This is a genomic window from Pseudomonas sp. CGJS7 (assembly GCF_036961695.1).
The window spans coordinates 75887-94163 of the sequence record NZ_JBAMDI010000010.1 but is presented as its reverse complement, the minus strand read 5'-3'; the positions used below and the strand labels follow the sequence as shown (position 1 = coordinate 94163).

Here is an 18277-nt window from a genome sequence, read left to right as displayed (position 1 = left end):
ATCGGCGGCCGGGCCATTGCGGCCCGTGCATCGCAGGCGCGAACGCGCCCGCGTGTGGCGATGCGCGCACGGCCATCGCCGCAACCTGCCGGCGCTGGCCGCGCACCGACGATGCGTCGGCGCGCGGCGAACAGGTTCACAGCCCCGCGGTCATCGCCTGCTTCGGCACCGAGGCGCGCAGCGCCGCATCGGCCGCCGCCACCGCTTGCTTCGCGGCCTTTGCGCGGACGAGCTGGTCCACAGGCGCGATGGTCGGATCGCAACCGGCGCACAGCGTGGCAGCGAGGGCGATGGCGAGAACGAAGTACCGGTTGGATTTCATGGCTGGGCTCCAAAAACTTTCTGATTGTGGCTGCCGGAGCCGAAGGCCCGGCGGGGCGAAAAACGTTACGACGCGCCAAGTCCTGAGGCCGCCGTACCGGTGCAGCAAGAATCTTTCGTTATCGCGGGCATTACCGGGTAAAAACATCGCGAACCGCGGACTGTAACCAGTTCGTCGCGACTTTGCGCCCACGCCAGGTCATCGAACCGGACGACGACTTTACCCAATCAGGGCTTTCGCCCACCTGTCGTCGCGTTCCGAGCCAGCGCGCCGCGCGCGGGTCGCTCCCCCAAAAAAACATCAATCGAAGGCTTCGGCGCGAAAACTCCACATGCCGCGTTCCCCGCGCGGCCGGCGCTGTGTTTGCGTCCGCGATTACCGCCCCAATACCGCCGATTATCGTTTCGTTGCGCCGGCAGGATATCCAATCGTCCCGCCGCCAGAATCCAACCGCGTTCGCAAATCAAATTCCCGGAACATTTACTTCACACCTCGTATACACAAACCTTACGCACCGGCGGCATTTAGTACGCAGCCGGTGCGTAAAACGCCGATCAACCTCCGCCGCTGCCGCCGCCGGCCTGGATACCGCCGCGGGTAAGCGCGGCCGGGTCGAGCAGGCGGCGCAGTTGTTTCTCGCTCAAACCACTGGTTTCCAACGCCACTTCCAGCACCGGCCGGCCTTCTTTATAGGCCTGCTTGGCGATCGCCGCGGCTTTCTCGTAACCGATGATCGGATTGAGCGCGGTCACCAGGATCGGATTGCGGTCGAGCGCTTCGCGCACATGCGCCTGGCGCACCTTGAGCCCGGCGATGGCGCTGTCGGCCAGCAACGGCATGGCCCGGGCCAGCAGCCGGATCGAATCGAGCAGATCGAACGCGATCAGCGGCAGCATCACGTTGAGCTGGAAATTGCCGCTCTGCCCGGCCACGGTGATCGCCGCGTGGTGGCCGATCACTTGCGCGCAGACCATCGCCAAGGCTTCGGGAATCACCGGGTTGACCTTGCCCGGCATGATCGAGCTGCCCGGCTGCAGTGCCGGCAATTCGATCTCGCCCAGGCCGGCCAGCGGGCCGGAATTCATCCAGCGCAGGTCGTTGGCGATTTTCATCAACGCCACCGCCAGGGCATTGAGCTGCCCGGACAGCTCGACCGCGTCGTCCTGCGCGGCCAGGCCCTCGAACTTGTCCGCGGCCGATTCGAAGCGCGCGCCGGTGGCGGCCGACAAGGCCTTGGCCACGGCCTTGCCGAAGCGCGGATCGGCGTTGATGCCGGTGCCGATGGCGGTGCCGCCGATCGGCAGGCGGCGCAGCCGCTTGAGGCTGTCCCCGATGCGCTGTTCGGCCGAATCCAGCTGCGCGGCCCAGGCGCCGAATTCCTGGCCGAAGGTCAGCGGCATCGCGTCCATCAGATGGGTGCGGCCGGTCTTGGTGACCTTGGCCAGTTCGGCGGCGCGCTTGCCGATGGTCTTGCGCAGGTGCTTGAGCGCCGGCAGCAACGATTCGACCACCGCCAGTTGCGCCGACACCCGGATCGCGGTCGGGATCACGTCGTTGGAGCTTTGGCCCAGGTTGACGTGATCGTTCGGGTGGATCTTGTGCTTGCCGCTGCGCGAGGCCAGCGTGGCGATGACCTCGTTGGCGTTCATGTTGCTGGAGGTGCCCGAACCGGTCTGGTACACATCGATCGGGAAATGCGCATCGTGGCGGCCGTCGGCCACCTCGGCCGCGGCAGCGCGAATCGCCTTGGCCGCGGCGGCGTCGAGCAGGCCGAAGCCGCCGTTGACCTCGGCCGCGGCGGCCTTGACCAAGGCCAGGGCGCGGATGAATTCGCGCGGCATCGGCTGGCCGGAAATCGGGAAGTTCTGCACCGCGCGCTGGGTCTGCGCGCCCCACAGCGCATCGGCGGGAACGCTGAGTTCGCCCATGCTGTCGTGTTCGAGACGGAAACCCGCGGCGGCGGTCTTGCCCGCCGATGCTGCGGGCTGGCCGGAGGTCCGGGCCGGGGTCTTGCGTTTGCTCGCCATTGCCAACTCCATTGAGTCGAGGGGGAGACGCGCGGCGCGGATCGAGGCCGCCGGTCGCGTCCATTTAGTCTGGCCGGCATCCGCGGATCGCAAATGCGCGCCGTGCTGGCACCGTCTTCGCTGGCGGGCGCCATCATGGCCGCAGGCGTCAAATGCGTCGAGTGCAGGGCGGGTTTTCGCCCGATCCCGCAGGGTCGCGGGCCGGGGCGCCCGGCGCGGCCATAACCGCAGGCCCGGCACGCAGCGGGGGCTGGGGTAGAATGACGGACTGTTTCCTGCCCTTGCGTGCCATGTCCGCCGACTCCCAGACCACCCTGCTCGCCCTGTCCCCGCTCGATGGCCGCTACGCCGGCAAGGTCGATGCGCTGCGACCGATCTTCTCCGAATTCGGCCTGATCAAGGCCCGGGTCAAGGTCGAGGTGGAGTGGCTGCTGGCGCTGGCCGCCGAGCCGGGCATCGTCGAACTCAAGCCGTTCTCCGCCGCCGCCGCCGAACGCCTGCGCAAGCTCGCCGATGAGTTGTCGGTGGACGACGCCGCCCGGGTCAAGGAAATCGAGCGCACCACCAATCACGACGTCAAGGCGGTCGAGTACCTGATCAAGGAGCGCCTGAAAGACGACGCCGAACTCGGCCCGGCCCTGGAATTCGTCCACTTCGCCTGCACCAGCGAAGACATCAACAACCTCAGCTACGCGCTGATGCTCAATCAGGCCCGCCAGCAAGTGCTGCTGCCGCGGCTGGACGATCTGATCCAGAAGCTGCGCGCGATGGCCCACGAACACGCCGCGCTGCCGATGCTCTCGCGCACCCACGGCCAGACCGCCTCGCCGACCACGGTCGGCAAGGAAATCGCCAACGTGGTCGCGCGCCTGCAACGCCAGGGCGAAACCCTGGCCGGCGCGCAGATGCCGGGCAAGATCAACGGCGCGGTCGGCAACTACAACGCCCACCTGGCCTCGTATCCGGATATCGACTGGGCCGCGTTCTCGCAGCGCTTCGTCGCCTCGCTCGGCCTGGACTGGCAGCCCTACACCACCCAGATCGAACCGCACGACGGCATCGCCGAAATGTGCGACGCGCAGCGCCGCATCGACACCATCTGCATCGACCTGTGCCGCGACGTGTGGGGCTATATCTCGCTGGGGTATTTCAAGCAGGCGGTCAAGGCCGGCGAAGTCGGCAGCTCGACCATGCCGCACAAGGTCAACCCGATCGACTTCGAAAACGCCGAAGGCAACTTCGGCATCGCCAACGCGCTGTTCGAACATTTCGCCGCCAAGCTGCCGATCAGCCGCTGGCAGCGCGACCTGACCGACTCGACCGTGCTGCGCGCGCTCGGCACCGCTTTCGGCCATGCGCTGATCGGCATCGACGCGTTGCTGCGCGGCTTGAACAAGCTCAGCGTCAATCCCGAGCGCCTGGCCGCCGACCTGGACGCGTCCTGGGAAGTGCTGGCCGAAGCGGTGCAGACGGTGATGCGCCGCCATGGCTTGCCGAACCCGTACGAACAACTCAAGGCGCTGACCCGCGGCCACGGCATCGACGAAACCTCGATGCGCGAGTTCATCGCTTCGCTGGAGCTGCCGGCCGAGGCCAAGCAGCGCCTGCTGGCGATGACGCCGGGCAGCTACACCGGTCTGGCCGAGCGCCTGGCGCGCGAGATCTGATCGGGTTGGCGCAAGCGCGGATCGATGCGATCGGCATCGATCCGCTCGACTCGTAAATTGCGTCGGGGTTTTGTTGTCGCGGTCGCAGCTTGCGCAGCTCCTACAGGTAGGTGCTGCCAGATCGCCGCGCAGGCCCGTATCGAACTGTAGGAGCTGCGCGAGCTGCGACCGCGAATCGGCAACTGCGGCGAAACTCCCGCCGGGCGCGCAACACTACGCGATCGCCGCGCAGCGACAGAAACAAAAATCCAGCTTTCTGTTGCCACGATTTCTTTTTGATCCGCAGCGCATCCCGATACGAGATAGTGGCCACCACTTCCCGCAAGGACTTCGCGCATGCGTCTGCTCACCGGCTGGTCGGCCGTCTGTATCGCTTCATCGCTGCTCATCGCTTGCACCAACACCCCGCAAGCCGACAAACCCGTCGATAAAACGATCGTCGGCAACGCCGCCCCCGCCGCGATCGCGCCGTGCCCGAAGAAACCGAACTGGGACGACCCCACCGCGCCGCGCCATATCCAGGGCAACACCTGGTACGTCGGCACCTGCTCGATCAGCGCGATCCTGATCACCTCCGACGCCGGCCATATCCTGATCGACGGCGTCACCGACACCGCTGCGTCCAACATCCTGGCCAATATCCGCGCGCTCGGCTTCGATCCCAAACAGGTGCGCTATATCCTCAATTCGCACGAACACATCGACCACGCCGGCGGCATCGCCCGGCTGGCGCGCGACACCGGCGCGCGCGTGGTCGCGCGCGAACCGGCGGCGACCGCGCTGGAACGCGGCAAGGGCGACCGCGGCGATCCGCAATTCCTCAGCGTGCCCGGTTTCCCGCCGGTGGCGAACGTGCAGCGCATCGGCGACGGCGAAACGCTCAGCCTCGGCGGCTTGCAACTGACCGCGCACGCGACCCCGGGCCACACCCCCGGCGGCACCAGTTGGAGCTGGCGTTCCTGCGACGCCGCCGGCGAATGCCGCGCGGTGGTCTACGCCGACAGCCTCACGCCCTTCAGCGACAAGGTCTATCGCTACAGCGACGATGCCGCCCATCCCGGCGCGCTGGCGGCGTTCCGGCGCAGCATCGACACCGTCGCCGCGCTGCCGTGCGAGATCCTGCTGACCCCGCATCCGGGCGCCAGCGCGATGTTCGAGCGGATCGGGCCGCAGGCGAGCAAGGCCCTGGTCGATACCGGCGGGTGCCGCGCCTACGCCGCAGAGGGCGCGACCAAACTGGACACGCGATTGAAAGAAGAACAGGCCCAACCCTCGCAGGCCCACTGACCCGGCCGCGGCAAGTTCGGTCGTATCGCCGGCAGCGCAATCTGCGCTCGTTTCAGTCCCCTTCCCTCTGGCCGCGCCAGAGGGAACTGAGCGAGCCAAGCGCTTGCCGCGTTTGCGCCCGACAACCACGCGACCTTAGCGTCCGCCCCCGCACACTGCCGGCAACCCTCCGCGGAGCGCCGCGATGCACTTGCTGATCAATATCGATGTCTACGATCTCGACGCCGCGCTGACCTTCTATACCCGCGCCTTCGGCCTGCATCTGGGCCGCCGCCTCGGCGGCGACGCGGTCGAGCTGCTCGGCGGGCCGGCGCCGCTGTATCTGCTGCACAAGCCCGAAGGCTCGATCGGCGCCGGCGATCAGGCCCGCGCCTATGCCCGGCACTGGACGCCGCTGCATCTGGACGTGGTGGTCGAAGACCTCGACGCCGCCCTGGCCAGCGCGCTGGCCGCCGGCGCGCGCCAGGAGGGCGAGCCGCGGCGGGCCAGTTGGGGACGGATCGTGCAATTGTCCGATCCGTTCGGCCACGGCTGGTGCCTGTTGCAGTTCCTGGGCCGCGGTTACGACGAAATCGCCGACTGACCGGCCTCGACTGAACCGCGATGCGCGCGCCGACGGGCGCCGGCCCGCCCGCATAAGCGACAATGCCCGCATCGGCGCGACGCGCCCGCCACTGTGCCCGGACATGCCCAACAAGCCCGCCAAAGCAGCCTCCCCCAAGAAAACCGCGAAGGCCCCGGCCATCGTGGTCGACGCCAGCGCGCACCCGCCGCTGGGCATGCCCGCGGAGACGTTCTTGCGGCAGTACTGGCAGAAGCATCCGGTGCTGATCCGCAACGCCTTTCCGGGCTTGCAGTCGCCGCTGCAGCCCGAAGACCTGGCCGGCCTGGCCTGCGAGGAAGGCGCGTTGTCGCGGCTGATCCAGCACGACCGCGTCAACGACCGTTATTCGGTCCGCCACGGGCCGTTCGAAGAGTCCGAATTTCCGGGCATGCCGCGCCAGGACTGGACCTTGCTCGTCCAGGACGTGGACAAATGGGACGCCGACGTCGCCGCGCTGCTGCCCGCGTTCGATTTCCTGCCGCGCTGGCGCATCGACGACATCATGGTGTCCTTCGCCGCGCCCGGCGGTTCGGTCGGCGCGCACGTCGACCAATACGACGTGTTCCTGTTGCAGGCGCAGGGCCACCGGCGCTGGCAGATCGATGCGCGCAGCGATGCGCCGCAAGACTTCCGCCCGGATGCCGAACTCAAACTGCTGCGCGAGTTCGACCCCAGCCACGACTGGATCCTCGGCCCCGGCGACATGCTGTACCTGCCGCCGGGCGTGCCCCACCACGGCGTCGCCGAAGACGCCTGCCTGACCTTCTCGGTCGGCATGCGCGCACCGTCGGCCGCCGAGCTGATGGGCGATTACATCGACACCCTGGCCGGCGAGGCCGACGAAAGCCTGCGCTACCGCGATCCCGACCTGACCCCGCCGCGCGATCCCAACGAGATCGACGCCGACGCGATGACCCGCGCGGTCGAGGCCTTGAACGCCTTGCGCATGAACGACCCCGACCGGCTCGGCGACTGGTTCGGCCGCTTCATCACCGTCTACCGCGCCGCCGGCGAGGTCTCGGCGGGCGGCGAAGCGGCGCGTTCGCGGATCGAGATCGAATGGGATCTGCAACAAGGCGCCAACCTGTGGCGGCACCCGTGGTCGCGGATGGCCTGGCGCCGCGCCCACGCCAAGGGCGGCGCGGCGCGTCTGTACGTCAGCGGCCAGGAGTTCGCCCTGCCCGCGCGCGACGCGCAAGCCATCGCCGCCGCGGCCGAGCTGGACCTGGCCGGGTATTCGGCGCTGTCCGAACGCGGCCGCGACTGCGTGATCGAACTGATCGCCAGCGGCCACTATCGCCTGGGCGTGGACGACGCCGAAGACGACGACGGCTTGGACCCCGAATCCGAGAACTGAGCCCGCCCGGGCCGCTGCGCGCGGCCCGCACTCGCCCACCGCGACGACCCGATCACCATGAACTCGCTCTCGATGGATAGCGCCCCCAGCGCCAACGGCTTTCGTATCGCGGTGGTCGAGGACTACGCCGCCGCGCAACCGGCCCTGCGCGCGGTTCGCGAGATCGTGTTCGTGCGCGAACAGAACGTCCCGCTCGAACTGGAACTGGACGCCGAGCGCGACCCGCTGTGCCGGCACGTCCTGGCGTTCGACCGGGACGGCACGCCGATCGGCACCGGCCGGCTCACCCCGGACCATCGCATCGGCCGCATGGCCGTGCTCGCCGAGTGGCGCGGCCGCGGGGTCGGCGAGGCGCTGCTGGCCGCGCTGATCGAGCTGGCCGCGCAGTTGGGCTGGCGCCAAGTCAGCCTGCACGCGCAGGCCGCGGCGATCGGTTTCTACGCCCGCAACGGCTTTCTGCCCGAGGGCGAGCGCTTCCTGGAAGCCGATATCGAACACCTGAGCATGCGCCGCCTGCTCGGCGCGCCCAATCCGGTGGAGACCCGCGAAGCCGGACTGGCGGCCTTGCTCGGCATCGTCGCCGGCGCCCGCCGCGGCCTGGCGATCTACAGCCGCGAACTCGATCCCGGCCTGCTCGACCGCCCCGACGCGGTCGCCGCGCTGCGCCGTTTCGCCACCGCCGGCGGTATCGCCCGGGTGCTGCTGCAGGACCCGGCCGCGCCGCAACGGGCGCTGGCGCCGCTGATCGCGCTGGCCCAACGCCTGCCCAGCGCCTTCGAATTCCGCGCGATCGAAGAACCGGTCGACCGCAACCATCCGCCCGCGTACCTGGTCAACGACCGCGACGGCTGGTACTACCGCCCGCTCGGCCACCGCTTCGACGGCGAAACCCGGCTCGACGGCGGCGCCCGCGCGCGCCAGCTGCGCGCGCATTTCGAACCGGTCTGGGAACGCGCGCGGCCGTGCACCGAGTACCGCGCGCTGGGAATCTAAGTCCCGCCCGCCAGGCGCGCCGGCTCAGGGCGCGTACGAGGCCGGGTCGTTGAGCACCATCTCGAAGGCGTACGCGCCATCGGGCTTGCGCTCGACCGAGAGCAGATCGGCGCCGGCCAGGCGCGAAGGCAGCCGCTGGGCGCGATCGATCGCGCGCATCGCCTCGGCGATGGCCGCGCTGCTCTCGGCATTGCCTCTAAGCAGGGCGCCGCGCTCGGAGAACGCCACCGAAACCACCCGGCACGAGGCCGGGAACAACGCGTTGTACCGCTCGCGCACCGCCTCGGCCGAAGCCCGGGCCGGCGCAGCGGCCTGGCCGGCGGCGCCCGCCCCCGCGGCCGGAGCCGCACTCTGCGCCCCCGCCGCCTCGCCGGCTTGCGCCGGGCCCGCCCCTGGCGCCAAACCGCAACCGCTGAGCGCGATCACCACCGCGCCCGTCCACGCCCATCTCGCTGTCCGCATCCGTCCTCTCCCCGGGTCCGAGCCCGATCATAGGCCGCAACCGCGCCCGATCGTCCAGGGCCAGCCCCGAACCCGGACCGTTGCCGCGAATCGGACGCCGCACTGCCGGTCCCGGCGCCGCGGCCTGAGCGCGGGCTAAACCGCGCTCGCCCGCGCGAGCGACCGGCGCGGGCGGCCCCGGCCCGGGGACCGGGCTTGAATCGCAAACGCCAGGCCCAAGACTTTAACGGCGTTGCCGGAACGGTCCTGTCGGGGTGCAGCGCGCGTCCACCCGCCCCGATCGGCCCGAAATCGAACGAAATCGGTCGCTTAGACGTAAGTAGTTATGCCGCTGGGCTTAACACTACCGCTATAATTCCGAGCCTTGTCCGCGCCATGCGCCCTGTGCTCGCGCGACACCACTTCCGCCCTCAAGAGTTTCCCGATAGCCATCGTGGACAGTCTCCTCAAGCAGTTCTCGCAATCCTCGCAACTCGGCGCCAACGCCGCCTTCATCGAAGACCTGTACGAGCAGTACCTGGTCGACCCCGACAGCGTCGGGGCCAAATGGAAAGCCTATTTCGACGGCTTCAAAGGCCGCGAAGCCGGGGATATCCCGCATTCGGCCGCGATCGAAAGCATCGCCCAGGCCGGTAAAGCCGCCGCGCGCGGCGCGGTCGCCGCCAGCGGCGTCTCCTCCGGCAGCGACGAGCGCGAGCGCACCGTCGGCAAGGTCATCACCGCCTACCGTTCGCGCGGCCACCTGGCCGCCGACATCGATCCGCTGGGCCTGCTGCAGAAACCCGACGCGCCGGATCTGACCCTGGGCTTCCATCGCCTGTCCGAGAGCGACCAGTCGGTCGAGTTCTCGACCGGCGGCGTGGCCGGCAAGGACCGGATGAAGCTCGGCGACCTGCTCGCCCTGCTCAAGGCCACCTACACCGGCCCGATCGGCGCGGAGTTCATGCACATCGCCGACGCCGAACAGCGTCGCTGGATGTACGAGCGCCTGGAAGCGGCCGGCGGCAAGTTCGGCCGCAGCGCCGAGGACAAAAAGCGCATCCTCGAGCGGCTCACCGCCGCCGACGGCCTGGAGCGCTACCTGGGCACCAAGTACGTCGGCCAGAAGCGCTTCTCGCTGGAAGGCGGCGACGCGCTGATCCCGATGATGGACGTGACCATCCGCCGCGCCGGCGAGCAAGGCGTGCAGGACGTGGTCATCGGCATGGCCCACCGCGGCCGCCTCAACGTCCTGGTCAACACCCTGGGCAAGTCGCCGCGCAAGCTGTTCGACGAATTCGAAGGCAAGTTCGACCACGACGAGCACGCCCACACCGGCGATGTGAAGTACCACATGGGCTTCAGCGCCGACGTCGCCACCCCGGGCGGCCCGGTCCATCTGGCCCTGGCGTTCAATCCCTCGCACCTGGAAATCGTCAACCCGGTGGTCGCCGGCAGCGTGCGTTCGCGCCAGACCCGCCGCGGCGACAACGGTCGCGCCCAGGTGCTGCCGGTGCTGCTGCACGGCGACGCCGCGTTCGCCGGCCAAGGCGTGGGCATGGAGCTGTTCCAGATGTCGCAGGCGCGCGGTTTCGCGGTCGGCGGCACGGTCCACATCGTCATCAACAACCAGGTCGGCTTCACCACCAGCGAGCGTCAGGACGCGCGTTCCACGCTGTACTGCACCGACGTGGCCAAGATGGTCGGCGCGCCGATCCTGCACGTGAACTCCGACCACCCCGAAGCGGTGGTGTTCTGCGCCGAGCTGGCGCTGGACTTCCGTCAGCGCTTCGGCCGCGACGTGGTCATCGACCTGGTCTGCTACCGCCGCCACGGCCATAACGAGGCCGACGAGCCGGCGGCGACCCAGCCGCTGATGTACCAGGTGATCCGCAAGCACAAGACCCCGCGCGAGCTGTACGCCGAGCGCCTGGTCGCCGAAGGCACGCTCAAGGCCGAGGACGCGCAGGCGCTGGTCGACCAGTACCGCGACAAACTCGACGCCGGCGCGGTCACCACCGAACTGGTCGAGGTCAAGCCCGACGAGTTCACCATCGACTGGTCCAAGTACCTCTCGGGCAAGCTCAGCGATCCGGTCGACACCACCTTCGAGCGCTCCAAGCTCGATGCGCTGGCGGTCGAGATCAACGCCGTCCCCGACAGCGTCAAGCTGCACCCGCGCGTGGCCAAGATCTATGAAGACCGCCGCAAGATGTCGACCGGCGAACTGCCGGGCGACTGGGGCTTCGCCGAGAACCTGGCCTACGCCACCCTGATCAGCGAAGGCTACAAGCTGCGCCTGGTCGGCCAGGACAGCGGCCGCGGCACCTTCTTCCACCGCCATGCGATCCTGCACGAGCAGAGCACCGACGAATACGTCATGCCGCTGCGCCGTCTGGTCAGCAACCCGGTGGACGTCACCATCATCGACTCGCTGCTCAGCGAAGAAGCGGTGATGGCGTTCGAATACGGCTACTCCACCGCCGACCCGATGACGCTCGACATCTGGGAAGCGCAGTTCGGCGACTTCGCCAACGGCGCGCAGGTGGTGATCGATCAGTTCCTGTCCTCCGGCGAAGCCAAGTGGGGCCGCCTGTGCGGTCTGGCGCTGTTCCTGCCGCACGGCTACGAAGGCCAGGGCCCGGAGCACAGCTCCGCGCGGCTTGAGCGCTTCCTGCAGCTGTGCGCGCTGGAGAACATGCTGGTGTGCGTGCCGACCACTCCGGCCCAGGCGTATCACATGATCCGCCGGCAGATGCGCATGAGCACGCGCAAGCCGCTGGTGGTGATGACGCCCAAGTCGCTGCTGCGCCACAAGCTGGCGGTGTCGAGCCTGGACGAACTGGCCGGCGGCGAGTTCCAGCACCTGATTCCGGATGCCGCGGCCAACCCGAAGAAGGTCAAGCGGGTGGTGCTGTGCTCGGGCAAGGTCTATTACGACCTGTTCGAACAAGCGCAGAAGGACGGCATCGAAGACGTCGCCATCCTCCGCGTCGAGCAGCTGTATCCGTTCCCGCGCGAAGCCCTGGCCGCCGAACTCAAGCGTTTGGGCGCAGCCAAGGACGTGGTCTGGTGTCAGGAAGAGCCGCAGAACCAAGGCGCGTGGTACCAGATCCGCCACCACCTGAGCGCCTGCCTGGCAAGCAAGCAGGCCCTGCACTACACCGGCCGCGCGCGTTCGCCGTCGCCGGCGGCGGGCCACTTGGCCGACCACGTCGCCGAGCAGACCAAGTTGGTCGCCGACGCGCTGGTCAACTCGCTGCACGGGGAGTCCAGCGCCGAATAAGGCGCTGTTCCCTGCAAACACACTACTTACGCATACCCACTTACAAGCAATCCAGGATGCCTGCCCCATGAGCACCGAGATCAAAGTCCCCGTCCTTCCCGAGTCGGTCTCCGACGCCACGATCGCCACGTGGCACAAGAAGCCGGGCGACGCGGTCAAGCGCGACGAGAATCTGGTCGACCTGGAAACCGACAAGGTCGTGCTGGAAGTGCCCTCGCCGGTCGACGGCGTGCTCAAGGAAATCAAGTTCGAAGAAGGCGCGACCGTGACCAGCCAGCAGCTGATCGCGATCGTCGAAGCCGGCGCCGCCGCGGCCGCTCCGGCCGCCGCTCCGGCCAAGACCGAAGCCGCTCCGGCTCCGGCCGCTGCCGCCGCTCCGGCCGCCGCCAAGCCGGCCGCGCCGAGCGCCAACGACCAGCTGCCGCCGGGCGCGCGCTTCACCGCCAACACCCAGGGCATCGACGCGGCGCAGGTCGAAGGCACCGGCCGCAAGGGCGCGGTGACCAAGGAAGACATCCTCAACTACGCCAAGAACGGCGGCGTCGGCAATGCCGCCGGCGCGCGTCCGGAAGAGCGCGTGCCGATGACCCGCATGCGCGCGCGCATCGCCGAGCGCCTGATGCAGTCGAAGAACTCGATCGCCATGCTGACCTCGTTCAACGAAGTCAACCTGGGCAAGGTCATGGCCATGCGCAAGGAGCTCGGCGAGAGCTTCGAGAAGGCCAACGGCGTCAAGCTCGGCTTCATGAGCTTCTTCGCCAAGGCCGCCGCCAACGCGCTGCAGCGCCACCCGATCGTCAACGCCTCGGTCGACGGCAACGACGTGATCTATCACGGCTACTCCGACATCTCCATCGCCGTGTCCACCGACAAGGGCCTGGTGACGCCGGTGCTGCGCAGCGTCGAGCGCATGGGCTTCGCCGACATCGAAAAGGCCATCGGCGATTACGCCAAGAAGGCCCGCGACGGCAAGCTGGCGCTGGAAGACCTGCAGGGAGGCACCTTCACCATCACCAACGGCGGCACCTTCGGCTCGCTGATGTCGACCCCGATCGTCAACCCGCCGCAGTCGGCCATCCTGGGCATGCACGCGATCAAGGAACGCGCCATCGTCGAAAACGGCGCCGTGGTCGCCGCGCCGATGATGTACATCGCGCTGTCCTACGATCACCGCATCATCGACGGCAAGGACGCGGTGCTGTTCCTGGTCGATATCAAGAACCAGCTGGAAAATCCGCATCGCATGCTGCTTGGCATGTAAGAGCGAGTGGATAGCGGAGAGGAGTGAGGAGCGAGCGAGAGCTCTTCTCACTCCTCGCTTCTCTGCGCTCACTTCTACTCCCCTACTCCGAGCTAGATAAGGATCACCTCAATGTCTGAGCAATTCGACGTAGTCGTCATCGGCGCCGGCCCCGCCGGCTACCACGCCGCCATCCGCGCCGCCCAACTCGGTCTGAAGACCGCCTGCATCGACGCGGCGCTCGGCAAAGACGGCAAGCCCGCCCTCGGCGGCACCTGCCTGCGCGTGGGCTGCATCCCGTCCAAGGCGCTGCTGGACAGCTCGCGCCAGTTCTGGAACCTGCAGCACCTGTTCGGCGAACACGGCATCACCACCGACAACGCCAAGATCGACGTGGCCACGATGGTCGGCCGCAAAGACAAGATCGTGAAGCAGTTCACCGGCGGCATCGCGATGCTGTTCAAGGCCAACAAGATCGCCCCGTACTACGGCTTCGGCACCCTGCACCCGGGCAACATCGTCAAGGTCAAGCAGCACGACGGTTCCGAGGTCGAACTCAAGGGCACCAACGTCATCATCGCCGCCGGTTCGGATTCGATCGAACTGCCGTTCGCCAAGTTCGACGGCGACAAGATCGTCGACAACGTCGGCGCGCTCGATTTCACCGAAGTGCCCAAGCGCCTGGGCGTGATCGGCGCCGGCGTGATCGGCCTGGAACTGGGCAGCGTGTGGAAGCGCCTGGGCGCGGAAGTCACCATCCTGGAAGCGCTGCCGGAGTTCCTCGCCGCCGCCGATGCCGAAGTCGCCAAGACCGCGGCCAAGGAATTCAAGAAGCAGGGCCTGGACATCAAGCTCGGCGCGAAGGTCAGCAAGGCCGAGATCAAGAAGGACGGCGTGCATCTGACCTACAACGACGGCAAGTCCGACCAGGAACTGGTCGTCGACAAGCTGCTGGTTGCGGTCGGCCGTCGCGCAGCATCGAAGGGGCTGCTGGCCGAAGGCACTGGCGTCAAGCTCAACGAGCGCGGCCAGATCGAAGTCGACGAACATTGCCACACCGGCGTCGACGGCGTGTGGGCGGTCGGCGACTGCGTGCGCGGGCCGATGCTGGCGCACAAGGGCTTCGAGGAAGGCATCGCGGTCGCCGAACTCATCGCCGGGCTGCCGGGCCACGTCAACCTCGACACCGTGCCGTGGGTGATCTACACCGAGCCGGAAATCGCCTGGGTCGGCAAGACCGAGCAGCAGCTCAAGGCCGAGAACATCCCGTACAAGACCGGCAGCTTCCCGTTCGCGGCGATCGGCCGCGCGGTGGCCATGGGCGAGCCGGCCGGCTTCGTCAAGGTCATCGCCCATGCCGAGACCGACCGCGTGCTCGGCCTGCACCTGGTCGGCGTCGGCGTGTCCGAGCTGGTCCACGAAGGCGTGCTGACCATGGAGTTCAACGGCTCCGCCGACGACCTCGCCCGCATCTGCCACGCTCACCCGACCTTGTCGGAAGCGATCCACGACGCGGCGATGGCGGTCGACAAGCGCGCGATCCACAAGGCCAACTGATCGGCTCGCAGCACACGAACGGCGCACCCAGGTGCGCCGTTCTGCGTTTCAGCCCCCCGCAACTTCGGTTTTGGCGAAGTTGCCGTTATCGGATTCGATGCCTCTCATGAAAGCGATCTGCGTCTACTGCGGCTCCAACTCCGGCTCCAAGCCGGTCTACACCGAACGCGCGATCGCGCTCGGCACGCGCATGGCCAAGGACGGCATCGCCCTGGTGTACGGCGGCGGCAACGTCGGCCTGATGGGCACCGTCGCCGACGCGATCCTGGAAGCCGGCGGCGAAGCCATCGGCGTGATTCCCGAACAGTTGGTCAACTGGGAAGTCGCCCATCGCGGCCTGACCAAGCTGGAGATCGTCGGCTCCATGCACGAACGCAAGGCGCGCATGTTCGACCTGGCCGACGGCTTCGTCGCCCTGCCCGGCGGCTTCGGCACGCTGGACGAAATGTTCGAGATGCTGACCTGGCGTCAGCTCGGCATCGGCAATAAGCCGTGCGCGTTTCTCGATATCGACGGTTTCTATTCGCCGCTGATGGCGATGCTCGACCGGATGGTGGATGAGCGTTTCCTGCATGCCGATCAGCGCACCGATCTGTGGCATGGCGACGATATCGGGGCGATGCTGGAGTGGATGCGTGGATATACGCCGGCGGCGGCGTCTAAGTGGATGGATGAGAAGCGGCGTAAGGCCTTGCGCTAATTTCTCGCGCAATCTTTCCAGGCGCATCGCCGTCGCCGGAAAGAACCATCCACGCGAGGCCGCCGAGCTCGACCGGCGGCCGCTGAAACAGAAAGGCCTCGGAACGAATCGTCCCGAGGCCTTTTTCGATCAGAACGTCACGGTCAATTTTGCCGACGCGCCGTGATCGCTCACATCCGAGGCGAACTGCCCGGCGTAGCCCAGACTGAGCGAAGTCCGCTCGCTCAATTGCGCTCCCACACTGGCTTCGACCACAGCCGAGTTGCGCGCGATCGGCAGGCCCGCCACGACGAACGGCGTCCCCGCCGCGAACGCCAAGTGCGAGACCGGTTCGATATCCCCGCTGGCCCGGCGCCAGCCCAGCAGCCCATCGAAACGCCAGCGGCTGTCGCCGCCGGACGACGTCGCTGCGCGCAAACCCAACGTCGAATAGCGCACGGTCGGATCTTCCGACTCGCCACGAACCGCGGCTGCGTTCCCCGATTCGGCAAACGCGTCGACGCTCAATTTCACCTGCGCCACGCCCAGGAACGGTTCCAGCTCGAACCCGCCGACACCGAAGGCATAACCGAACTCGCCGAACAGTTGCGTGCTGTCCGCATCGTACTTCGACGTCAACTGACCCGGGTAATCCGCTGTATCCAGTCCACGGCGGGTTTCGACCTCATACTGCGAACGGATCGCTCCCAAACGCACGCGCGCACGCTCCCAGCGAGCGTCGGCATACAAGCCGTAATGGCGATCGTCGGATTCGCTGCGCGAACGGCGGGAGTCGACATCGTTGTGGGAACGGCCGGCGCCGAGCATCCCGCCCAACCGCCAATGATCGCCCAGCGACGTATCGCCGCCGATCAATAGACCGCTGCCATTGCGATCGAGCTTGGCCGCATTGCCGTCGCCATCGATCCGGCCGCGCTGTCCCGTCGCTTGCGCCCAAACCGAGGAACCGCCGTCCTTGTCGTTCCCGCGCAGATGGCTCAGCACGCCATCGCGCACTTCCGAGGCTCCATCGATCAGTGCGGCTTGGGTCGATGCGTGAATCTCGCCCGACAACAGATCGAAGGTCTGACGCGCACGCGCCGCATCCAATTGCACGATCGTGTTCCATAGCGGACTGCCGGCACCGCCCGATTCGGCCGCGGCTGCGGCCGCGCGCTGATTGGCGGTCTCGCCGCGCTCGGAAAAACCCACATCGTTGCGGATCAATTTCAGGGTGACCGATTGCGGGTTGTAACCCAACTTCACGTCCAGAAAAGGATAGTTATCGCCAATGATTTCAGCGAACTGTCCGCTGACCCCACCTTGCGCACTGATCAATACATACTCGGTAAAAGGCTTGAACGCCGCGCTGTTGCTGCTCCATGCCACCGCGCCTCCGTTGAGAATCAGCTTGCCGCCCACTGAGACTTGGTCGCTGTCTGCCTGCGGCGTCAGTTCTACACGAAACGTTGAAGCGGGATTGAAGGTCAAATCGCCGCCGACGCTGAGACGGCCAATCGAATTGCCTGGCGACAACGTGCCGCCAGCATCGATCGTTGCATTTCCTCCGACGACGCCGTTGCCGCCAAGCAACCCGCCGCCGCTCACTGCGACGTTACCGCCCAACTTGCCGTCGACCCAGAGAGAACCTCGATAGGAGACTTTTGTAGAACCGAAGGTAAAGCCGCTGCTGTCACCGGTAAGACGCGTGCCTCCATGCATTACGGCGAGCGTTCCCCAGCCGCTCATCCGCCCGGAAAAGACATAATTGCTATCGGTGTGATTGAAGGTGATCTCTCCGCCGGCGAAGACGACATCGGCGTCGACCCTCCCGGAAGCCCGCGGCGGGTCCACCAAATAGCGAGTATTCGTCGAATAAGGAACGTATACCTCGCCCACCCAACCACCGATATTTAGCCTCCCGGAGAGATCGATGCGCGGAGCGGACAATGCAGCGCCATCGGCGACCGTTACGATGGACCCCCGCTCGACGAACATAGACTCGCCCGCGCTGAGTCGGGTGCCTTGACCGCTCAAGTGGATGTCAACTGGAAAATACGTGGGCGGCCGCCCGGACCTAGTACCGAAGCGCGCACTTTTACCCACCTCCACGACGGCGCCGTCGCTAACCTCCAGCTTCCCCATCAACATGGTGAGACCGTCTTTCACGCTCAAGCGCGAGCCAGCGCCGGCCACCACCACCCCGCCTGCCCCGGTGGGGGGCGTGAAAAGAGCCAGGCCAGCTCCCGCTTCCAGAGCGCCTCCATTTTCGATCGTCAGCGCTGGGCCGCCGCGGTCCCTCAAATACAGGCTCATCTCACCTTGCTGGCTCCAAACCGTGCCCACCCCGCCGATGATGATGCGTCCCGGGCCCGAGCCCTCGGCTACTCCTTTGTTGGTCAATCGCGCGCCATCGCGCAGAATCAATACGCCACTTCGTACGGTTACCCCATCCACCGTGTAAGAGGATGGATAGTCGCCTGGAATGGCGACCGTCTGATCCGGCGCGACGTCCAGAACATTCTGGGCGCGAACCGATGCGGGCATTGCCGCGACAGACGCCAAAGCTACCGCCAAGGCCTGCACCAACGTCGGCCGCGTCACGGCACGGTTCGAAATCCTTATCAAATTTACCGAGTTACGCATAAATCTCCTGTACTACATATCCTTAAGAAAACCGATTCACGGGAGCATTCCCGCATCGCACGCAAGCGCCGCAGAACCGCGAACAGGGTTAGGGCCGACAAAGTCTAAGGAGTTCTCCAGGCCAAGTCAGCGAATTCCAGAACACCGCCCGGAAAGCTTGGGCGTGGACGG

General features: G+C 67.0%; 13 protein-coding genes. 9 read left to right on the top strand and 4 right to left on the bottom strand.

The genetic code is table 11. The features are described from left to right. Positions 1 to 136: 136 nt before the first annotated feature. Positions 137 to 322: a hypothetical protein gene (locus tag V7787_RS08990; RefSeq protein WP_336087396.1), complete on the bottom strand. Its 186-nt coding sequence runs from the start codon at positions 320 to 322 to the stop codon at positions 137 to 139. A 554-nt stretch (positions 323 to 876) separates the two neighbouring features. Next, entirely contained in the window at positions 877 to 2349 is a 1473-nt protein-coding gene (locus tag V7787_RS08985) for a class II fumarate hydratase (protein ID WP_336087394.1), read from the bottom strand. A 290-nt stretch (positions 2350 to 2639) separates the two neighbouring features. Between V7787_RS08985 and purB the strand changes: the two genes are divergently transcribed. The 5 genes from purB (at position 2640) to V7787_RS08960 (ending at position 8257) form a co-directional block, all read left to right on the top strand. Further along, entirely contained in the window at positions 2640 to 4016 is a 1377-nt protein-coding gene (gene purB, locus V7787_RS08980; protein ID WP_336087392.1) for an adenylosuccinate lyase, read from the top strand. Positions 4017 to 4352: 336 nt separating this feature from the next. Then, complete coding sequence (gene bla, locus V7787_RS08975; protein WP_336087390.1) at positions 4353 to 5303, top strand: subclass B3 metallo-beta-lactamase; 951 nt, start codon at positions 4353 to 4355, stop codon at positions 5301 to 5303. A gap of 184 nt (positions 5304 to 5487) precedes the next feature. Then, complete coding sequence (locus V7787_RS08970; protein ID WP_336087388.1) at positions 5488 to 5886, top strand: VOC family protein; 399 nt, start codon at positions 5488 to 5490, stop codon at positions 5884 to 5886. A gap of 103 nt (positions 5887 to 5989) precedes the next feature. Continuing rightward, positions 5990 to 7264, top strand: a complete 1275-nt coding sequence (locus V7787_RS08965; RefSeq protein ID WP_336087386.1) for a cupin domain-containing protein — start codon at positions 5990 to 5992, stop codon at positions 7262 to 7264. 72 nt (positions 7265 to 7336) lie between these two features. After that, on the top strand, positions 7337 to 8257 hold the full coding sequence (locus V7787_RS08960; protein ID WP_336087384.1) for a GNAT family N-acetyltransferase: 921 nt from the start codon (positions 7337 to 7339) through the stop codon (positions 8255 to 8257). Between the two features lie 24 nt (positions 8258 to 8281). On the opposite strand, the gene V7787_RS08955 is transcribed toward V7787_RS08960, so the two are convergent. Continuing rightward, positions 8282 to 8719, bottom strand: a complete 438-nt coding sequence (locus V7787_RS08955) for a hypothetical protein (protein ID WP_336087382.1) — start codon at positions 8717 to 8719, stop codon at positions 8282 to 8284. A 430-nt stretch (positions 8720 to 9149) separates the two neighbouring features. Here V7787_RS08955 and V7787_RS08950 point away from each other — a divergent pair, with 430 nt between their 5' ends. The 4 genes from V7787_RS08950 (at position 9150) to V7787_RS08935 (ending at position 15481) form a co-directional block, all read left to right on the top strand. Beyond that, positions 9150 to 11984, top strand: a complete 2835-nt coding sequence (locus V7787_RS08950; RefSeq protein ID WP_336087488.1) for a 2-oxoglutarate dehydrogenase E1 component — start codon at positions 9150 to 9152, stop codon at positions 11982 to 11984. A 67-nt stretch (positions 11985 to 12051) separates the two neighbouring features. Continuing rightward, on the top strand, positions 12052 to 13245 hold the full coding sequence (gene sucB / locus V7787_RS08945; RefSeq protein ID WP_336087379.1) for a dihydrolipoyllysine-residue succinyltransferase: 1194 nt from the start codon (positions 12052 to 12054) through the stop codon (positions 13243 to 13245). A 111-nt stretch (positions 13246 to 13356) separates the two neighbouring features. Continuing rightward, positions 13357 to 14781 (top strand): dihydrolipoyl dehydrogenase, encoded by a 1425-nt coding sequence (gene lpdA / locus V7787_RS08940; protein ID WP_336087377.1) that lies wholly within the window; start codon positions 13357 to 13359, stop codon positions 14779 to 14781. A gap of 106 nt (positions 14782 to 14887) precedes the next feature. Then, the gene (locus V7787_RS08935) at positions 14888 to 15481 is read left to right on the top strand and encodes a TIGR00730 family Rossman fold protein (protein ID WP_336087375.1); all 594 of its coding nucleotides are present in this window, start codon (positions 14888 to 14890) and stop codon (positions 15479 to 15481) included. Between the two features lie 129 nt (positions 15482 to 15610). On the opposite strand, the gene V7787_RS08930 is transcribed toward V7787_RS08935, so the two are convergent. Next, a complete protein-coding gene (locus V7787_RS08930; RefSeq protein ID WP_336087373.1) occupies positions 15611 to 18106 on the bottom strand; it encodes an autotransporter outer membrane beta-barrel domain-containing protein in 2496 nt (831 codons plus the stop codon). Between the last annotated feature and the right edge of the window lie 171 nt (positions 18107 to 18277).

Coding starts and splice junctions, on each gene's coding strand:
- bla (WP_336087390.1), top strand. CDS start 4,353: ATGCGTCTGCTCACCGGCTGGTCGGCCGTCTGTATCGCTTCATCGCTG.
- V7787_RS08985 (WP_336087394.1), bottom strand. CDS start 2,349: ATGGCGAGCAAACGCAAGACCCCGGCCCGGACCTCCGGCCAGCCCGCA.
- V7787_RS08965 (WP_336087386.1), top strand. CDS start 5,990: ATGCCCAACAAGCCCGCCAAAGCAGCCTCCCCCAAGAAAACCGCGAAG.
- V7787_RS08970 (WP_336087388.1), top strand. CDS start 5,488: ATGCACTTGCTGATCAATATCGATGTCTACGATCTCGACGCCGCGCTG.
- V7787_RS08930 (WP_336087373.1), bottom strand. CDS start 18,106: ATGCGTAACTCGGTAAATTTGATAAGGATTTCGAACCGTGCCGTGACG.
- V7787_RS08935 (WP_336087375.1), top strand. CDS start 14,888: ATGAAAGCGATCTGCGTCTACTGCGGCTCCAACTCCGGCTCCAAGCCG.
- purB (WP_336087392.1), top strand. CDS start 2,640: ATGTCCGCCGACTCCCAGACCACCCTGCTCGCCCTGTCCCCGCTCGAT.
- V7787_RS08990 (WP_336087396.1), bottom strand. CDS start 322: ATGAAATCCAACCGGTACTTCGTTCTCGCCATCGCCCTCGCTGCCACG.
- V7787_RS08960 (WP_336087384.1), top strand. CDS start 7,337: ATGGATAGCGCCCCCAGCGCCAACGGCTTTCGTATCGCGGTGGTCGAG.
- lpdA (WP_336087377.1), top strand. CDS start 13,357: ATGTCTGAGCAATTCGACGTAGTCGTCATCGGCGCCGGCCCCGCCGGC.
- V7787_RS08955 (WP_336087382.1), bottom strand. CDS start 8,719: ATGCGGACAGCGAGATGGGCGTGGACGGGCGCGGTGGTGATCGCGCTC.
- sucB (WP_336087379.1), top strand. CDS start 12,052: ATGAGCACCGAGATCAAAGTCCCCGTCCTTCCCGAGTCGGTCTCCGAC.